The sequence below is a fragment of the Mesorhizobium sp. M5C.F.Ca.IN.020.29.1.1 genome, from assembly GCF_003997375.1.
Classification (GTDB): domain Bacteria; phylum Pseudomonadota; class Alphaproteobacteria; order Rhizobiales; family Rhizobiaceae; genus Mesorhizobium; species Mesorhizobium wenxiniae.
Window position 1 is genome coordinate 1 of the sequence record NZ_RZSW01000401.1, and the last position, 5,990, is coordinate 5,990.

Here is a 5,990-nt window from a genome sequence, read left to right on the forward strand (position 1 = left end):
TTGTCAGCCTCTTCGAGGACTGGCTTCGCCCGCATTTCGAAAGCGGTGTGCTCGAACCCGTCCTCGAACCCTGGTGGCAGAGCTTCTCGGGGCCGTTCCTCTATTATCCCGGCCGGCGTCTCGTGCCGGCTCCACTGCGCGCGTTTATCGACTTCATCAAGGCATCGGCCGATCGATCCCGACATTCAGCGAAGTCGGCACAAAGAAAAAGGCCACCCGAAGGCGGCCTTTGACCTATGCGGCTGCGTAGAGCTTAGCGCTTGGAGAACTGGAAGGAGCGGCGGGCCTTCGCCTTGCCGTACTTCTTGCGCTCGACGACGCGGCTGTCGCGGGTCAGGAAGCCGCCCTTCTTGAGCACGGCGCGCAGCGCCGGCTCGTAATAGGTCAGCGCCTTGGAGATGCCGTGGCGCACGGCACCGGCCTGGCCGGAAAGCCCGCCGCCGATGACCGTGGCGACGATGTCGTACTGGCCGGCGCGGTTGGCGGCGATGATCGGCTGGTTAAGGATCATCTGCAGGACCGGACGTGCGAAATATTCGGCGAACACCTTGTCGTTGACGACGATCTTGCCAGAGCCGGGCTTCACCCAGACGCGCGCGATGGCGTTCTTGCGCTTGCCGGTGGCATAGGCGCGGCCTGACTTGTCGAGCTTCTGGACATGGACGGGTGCAGCCGGCTGCGTGTTGGTGTTGCCGGTGGCAGTTCCGAGTTCTGCGAGCGAGGAAAGCTCAGCCATTTTACGAAACCTTCTTGTTCTTGGCGTTCAGCTTGGCCACGTCGAGCGTGACGGGCTGCTGGGCGACATGCGGATGTTCCGTGCCTGCATAGACGCGGAGATTCTTCATTTGGCGACGGCCGAGCGGGCCACGCGGGATCATGCGTTCGACGGCCTTCTCGACGACACGCTCGGGAAAACGGCCCTCGAGCAGCTGGCGCGCGGTGCGCTCCTTGATGCCGCCGGGATGGCCGGTGTGCCAGTAATAGACCTTGTCGGTGAATTTCTTGCCGGTGAACACCACCTTGTCGGCATTAATGACGATGACGTTGTCGCCGTCGTCGACATGCGGGGTGAAGGTGGGCTTGTGTTTGCCGCGAAGATGATTGGCGATGACAGTGGCGAGACGGCCGACGACGAGACCCTCGGCGTCGATCAGCACCCACTTCTTCACCACATCCGCAGGCTTCTGCGAAAAGGTTGCCATGAATTGTTGCTTTCGGTTCGGACCTTCCCCATCGACGAACGACAAGGAAAGGCGTTTCTTGTTGCTTGGATTGACCGTGAGCGCTTGCCCGCCGCCAATAACAAAACGGCGGCCTTGCGGGGCCGCTGCTTCGTGAAGGCTTATAGGGGAGGAGAGTTATGCAGTCAAGCTACTTTTCCCGTCATCATAAAAGGATTATTGTGTAAAATCAACCGGTTGTAGTTGAGGTATCATTATACCGCATTCGAATCCATCAAACTTGGTTTAGCGCCGGCCCGGAATAATTGCGGCCAGCAGCAGTTTGATGCCGACGGCGATCATGATCGCACCGGCCAGGCGTTCTTGCCAGACAAGAAAACCGGAGTTGCGTGCCAGCCAGGCGCCGACCGCACCTGAGGCGAAGGCTACAGCCCCCAGGACCAGAAGGCCCGTAGCCTTCATGGTGGTCCCGAGTACGACAAACTGCATCGCCGACGATCCTGTGGAGGCATGGACGAACTGCGGCAGCACTGCGAGCATGAAAACGAGTGCGGTAGGGTTGGTCAGGTTGCAGATCATGCCTTGCCAAAAGGCGCCCGCCAGGCCTCCCTCCTTGGCCGCGACGATGCTGTTTGTTTCCGCTTCGTTGCGCACGAGCAAGAACTTTGTCCCGATTGCAATGAGGTACGCCGCTCCGAGCACTTGCAGCAGGCCATACGAGATAGGCGAGGACGTGATTAGCGATGCAAGTCCCATTGCCAGCAACGGAATCTGGATCACGCCTGCGAAAACGCAGCCGGTCGCCGTTGCCAGTGCCGCCCGCCGGCCCTGTCCGATACCGCGGCTGATTACCAGAAGCATGTCCGGTCCGGGGCCGGACAGCTGATAGCCAAGCACTGCGACCAGGAACGCCAGATAGGTGGGAAGTTCGGGCATGTTTTTGCGGGTCTGATTGGTGCTGCGAACGTTTTGTCGGACGTTTCGTTCCGTTGGGTTCGCTTGGAACGAGCGCAAAACGTATTCGCCGGCAAATCAGGCTTGCGATTGAAAGCTCTTCCTCGGCGGGATCGAATAGGTTCCCGTGGCGTGGGCCACTGTGTGTCCGTCCGGTCCGGCGACGATGTCGATATCGAACAACATCAGGCTCTTGCCCAGCTTCAGGATGCGGCAATGGCCGTCGATCGGCCCGGCCTCGGCCTTGCGGACAAAATTGATATTGAGATTGGTGGTGACAGAAAGCGCATCGGGCCCGGCATGCGAAAGCACGCAGACATAGCCGCCTATGTCGGCCAGCGTGAACAGCGACGAGCCCGACACCGTTCCGCCAGGGCGCAAATGCCGCTCGCCGGCATTCAGCCGCACCGTGCAGCCGCCCGGAAACACGTCGATCGCCTCGTAGAAGGTGAACTGGTTGTTGAGCTGGGGATAGACGCTTTCCATCAAGGCATTGACTTCGGCCGCGGTTAGCACCGGTTTGAGGTTCCTCTGCTCGGCCATTATGTTCCTCGTTGATCGTGCTGATCTCGGCTTGCCGAATAAGGCGGCTGGGCCAATTGTTGCTCATGAGAAAACACGTCTGACGACTGTTCTTCAATCGGCAGCGTGCTAGTTCTTTTGTTCCATGGCCCGCGCATGCGATGCCGCTGGCCGATGAAGAGGTTGGAGAAATGGCTGAAATCGTCGCGATCAAGCCGGCTGTTGCCGAAGGTCCTGTCGTGGCGAGGCTGGACAAGGGCGTCCTGCGCCTCACGCTCGCCAATCCGCCGGCCAATGCCCTGTCGCTGGCGGTCATGGCGGCGCTGACGGCGGAACTCGACCGCGCGAAATCAGACAGATCCGTCCGCGTCATCATCCTGGCGGCCGCCGGAAAGGTGTTCTGCGCCGGCCACGATCTCAAGGAAATGACCGCGCACCGTGGCGATCCCGACCGCGGCAAGGCGTTCTTCGAGGAGACGTTTACCGCTTGCGCGGCGCTGATGCAGTCGATCGTGCGCCATCCCAGGCCGGTGATCGCCGAGGTCGATGGTCTGGCGACGGCCGCGGGGGCGCAACTGGTCGCGAGCTGTGATCTGGCGATCGCCTCGCATGAGGCGACCTTCTGCACGCCCGGCGTCAATATCGGCCTGTTCTGCTCGACGCCGATGGTGGCGCTGTCGCGCAATGTCTCGCGAAAGCACGCTATGGAGATGCTTTTGACCGGCGAGACGATCGATGCTGCGACGGCCAAGGAATTCGGCCTCGTCAACCGGGTCGTGCCGCGCGAATATCTGAATCAGATTGTCACCAAATACGAGCAAACCATTGCCGCCAAATCATCTTTGGTCGTGAAGACCGGCAAGGAAGCCTTCTACGCGCAGGCCGAGATGGGGCTTGCCGAGGCTTATGCCTATACCGGCCGCGTCATGGTCGACAACATGCTGGCGCGCGACGCGGAAGAGGGCATCGGCGCCTTCATCGGCAAACGCAAGCCGGAATGGACGGAGGAATAGACATGGAGCCCCGCATCTCCATTATCACCATCGCCGTCGACGATCTGGAGCGCGCCACACGCTTCTACGAGGCGATGGGCCTGACCCGCCATGCTGGAATCACCGATGGCGTCGCCTTCTTCCAGATGGGCGGCGTCATTCTCGGGCTGTTTCCGCGCGAAAGCGCCGAAGAGGATTCAGGCATCACCTTCGGCACGGCGCCGTCGGCGATCTACCTCGCTTACAACACCCGCTCCGACACGGAAGTCGATCACATGCTGGCGATGGCCGAGAAGGCCGGCGGTCGTATCGTCAAACCGGCCGGTCGCGCCTTCTGGGGCGGCTGGTATGGCTATTTCGCCGACACGGAAGGGCATGTCTGGGAAGTGGCGCACAATCCGGCTTTTCCGATCGCGGAAGACGGCAGCATCTCGCTGCCGGGCTGACCGCCGTCGCATGGCTCCTCGCAAGCAACTGACGCGGCTGAATGCGCCCTATCTCAAGCGCATCCTGATCGAGCCCAGCCGTGTCGCAGATTGGGAAAAATATCCCTGGAATCTGCCGATCTTCCGCAGCCACGATTTCGAACTCGAATTCACCACGCCGATCACCATCATCGTCGGCGAGAACGGCACCGGCAAATCGACGCTGCTCGAGGCGATCGGCGCGCTGGCCGGATACGATGAAGCCGGCGGCGGCAAGGGCTACATGCCCATCGACCACTCCCGCGCCATCGACAGGAGGGGCGCGGCGCTCGCCGCAACGATGCGCGGCCACTGGCTGCCAAAGGTCACCGCCGGCTGGTTCTTTCGCGCCGAATCTTTTTACTCCGTGGCGCGCTATCTCGACCAAGCGGCGCTGGATTCTGGTGCGGCGCCGCCCGATTTCCTGTCCTGGTCGCATGGCGAGGGCTTCATCCGCTTCTTCGAGGAGCGCTGCCGCCGGCAAGGCATCTACATCCTCGACGAGCCCGAAAGCGCTTTGTCGCCGACGCGTCAGATCGAGCTGATCAAGATGCTGCGGCGGATGGATCTATCAGGCACGGCGCAAGTGATCATGGCGACGCATTCGCCGCTGCTGATGGCCTGTCCCGGCGCGCGGCTGTTCCGCATCAGCCGGTTCGGCCTCGACCTGACCGATTTTCACGATACCGATCATTTCCGCATGATGCGCAGTTTCTGCAACGACCCGGATGGTTTTCTCGCCGAAGCTCTGTATGAGGACGAGGCATGAACCACGACGCCTACGACAATGCCTATATCGCCGGCATCCTCAATTCGGTGAAGACCATCGCCATGGTCGGCGCGTCCGCCAACGATGTCCGGCCGAGCTACTTCGTGCTGAAATACCTGCTGGGCAAGGGATTTTCGGTGTTCCCGATCAACCCCGGCCAGGCCGGCAAGGAAATCCTTGGCCGGATGACCTATGCCAGGCTCGCCGATGTTCCCGAGCCGATCGACATGGTCGACGTTTTTCGCGGCTCCACGGCAGTGCCGGGCGTCGTCGACGAGGTCTTGCGGCTCGATCCGTTGCCGATAGTCATCTGGATGCAGCTTGGCGTGCGCCATGACGAGGCGGCGGCGCGCGCAGAGGCCGCCGGCATCAAGGTGGTGATGAACCGCTGCCCCAAGATCGAATATGGCAAGCTGTCGGGCGAAATCGGCTGGACCGGCGTTAATTCCGGCGTGCTGTCGTCGAAGAAGCCGCTGATGCGGCCGGGATTCCAGAGCTTCGGCGTTCGCCAGAAATAGGTAGTGAATGGTGAATAGAAGGATTTTTCTGGAAGGCGGGCAAAGCGGCATATGAGCCGCTTGCAATCAGGATGAGGCTGGCCGACTTTGCCATCACCATTCACCATTCACCATTCACCTCACCATTCAGCATTCAGTATTCAGCATTCAGGGGAGGTATTCGATGACCCGCACGCCCGGTTTCAACACACTCGCCGTCCATGCGGGTGCCAAGCCCGATCCGGCGACCGGCGCGCGTGCCACGCCGATCTACCAGACGACCTCCTTTGTCTTCGATGATGCCGACCATGCCGCGTCGCTGTTCGGGCTAAAGGCCTTCGGCAACATCTACACCCGCATCATGAACCCGACGCAGGCGGTGCTGGAAGAGCGTATCGCGGCACTCGAAGGCGGCACGGCGGGGCTGGCCGTGGCGTCGGGCCATGCCGCGCAGGTGCTCGTCTTCCATAATCTGATGCAGCCCGGCGACAATTTCGTCTCCGCGACAAGGCTTTACGGCGGCTCGATCAACCAGTTCGGCCACGCCTTCAAGAATTTCGGCTGGCAGGTGCGCTGGGCCGACACCAACGAGATCTCGACCTTCGAAAGCC

General features: G+C 61.2%; 9 protein-coding genes and 1 pseudogene. 6 read left to right on the top strand and 4 right to left on the bottom strand.

The annotated features are described in order from the left end of the window. Positions 1-233 (top strand): annotated as a pseudogene (locus tag EOA85_RS25300) (hypothetical protein); the annotation flags it as partial. Positions 234-253: 20 nt separating this feature from the next. On the opposite strand, the gene rpsI reads toward EOA85_RS25300, so the two are convergent. The 4 genes from rpsI to EOA85_RS25320 form a co-directional block, all read right to left on the bottom strand. Then, positions 254-736: a 30S ribosomal protein S9 gene (gene rpsI, locus EOA85_RS25305; RefSeq protein ID WP_023717316.1), complete on the bottom strand. Its 483-nt coding sequence runs from the start codon at positions 734-736 to the stop codon at positions 254-256. A 1-nt stretch (position 737) separates the two neighbouring features. After that, entirely contained in the window at positions 738-1,202 is a 465-nt protein-coding gene (gene rplM / locus EOA85_RS25310) for a 50S ribosomal protein L13 (RefSeq protein WP_023798353.1), read from the bottom strand. Positions 1,203-1,466: 264 nt separating this feature from the next. Beyond that, on the bottom strand, positions 1,467-2,117 hold the full coding sequence (locus EOA85_RS25315; protein ID WP_127211589.1) for a LysE family translocator: 651 nt from the start codon (positions 2,115-2,117) through the stop codon (positions 1,467-1,469). Between the two features lie 96 nt (positions 2,118-2,213). Beyond that, entirely contained in the window at positions 2,214-2,678 is a 465-nt protein-coding gene (locus EOA85_RS25320; RefSeq protein WP_127211590.1) for a PaaI family thioesterase, read from the bottom strand. A 170-nt stretch (positions 2,679-2,848) separates the two neighbouring features. On the opposite strand from EOA85_RS25320, the gene EOA85_RS25325 reads away from it, so the two are divergent. From EOA85_RS25325 to EOA85_RS25345, 5 genes are all read left to right on the top strand, one after another. Next, positions 2,849-3,670, top strand: coding sequence for an enoyl-CoA hydratase (locus EOA85_RS25325; protein WP_127211591.1), 822 nt, complete (start codon positions 2,849-2,851; stop codon positions 3,668-3,670). 2 nt (positions 3,671-3,672) lie between these two features. After that, the gene (locus EOA85_RS25330) at positions 3,673-4,095 is read left to right on the top strand and encodes a VOC family protein (RefSeq protein WP_065008089.1); all 423 of its coding nucleotides are present in this window, start codon (positions 3,673-3,675) and stop codon (positions 4,093-4,095) included. Between the two features lie 10 nt (positions 4,096-4,105). Further along, a complete protein-coding gene (locus EOA85_RS25335) occupies positions 4,106-4,882 on the top strand; it encodes an AAA family ATPase (RefSeq protein ID WP_127211592.1) in 777 nt (258 codons plus the stop codon). Continuing rightward, entirely contained in the window at positions 4,879-5,400 is a 522-nt protein-coding gene (locus tag EOA85_RS25340) for a CoA-binding protein (RefSeq protein ID WP_127211593.1), read from the top strand. Before EOA85_RS25335 ends, EOA85_RS25340 begins: the two co-directional genes overlap by 4 nt. Before the next feature lie 163 nt (positions 5,401-5,563). Continuing rightward, on the top strand, positions 5,564-5,990 hold a 427-nt coding region (locus tag EOA85_RS25345), incomplete at its 3' end, for a PLP-dependent transferase (protein WP_206523362.1).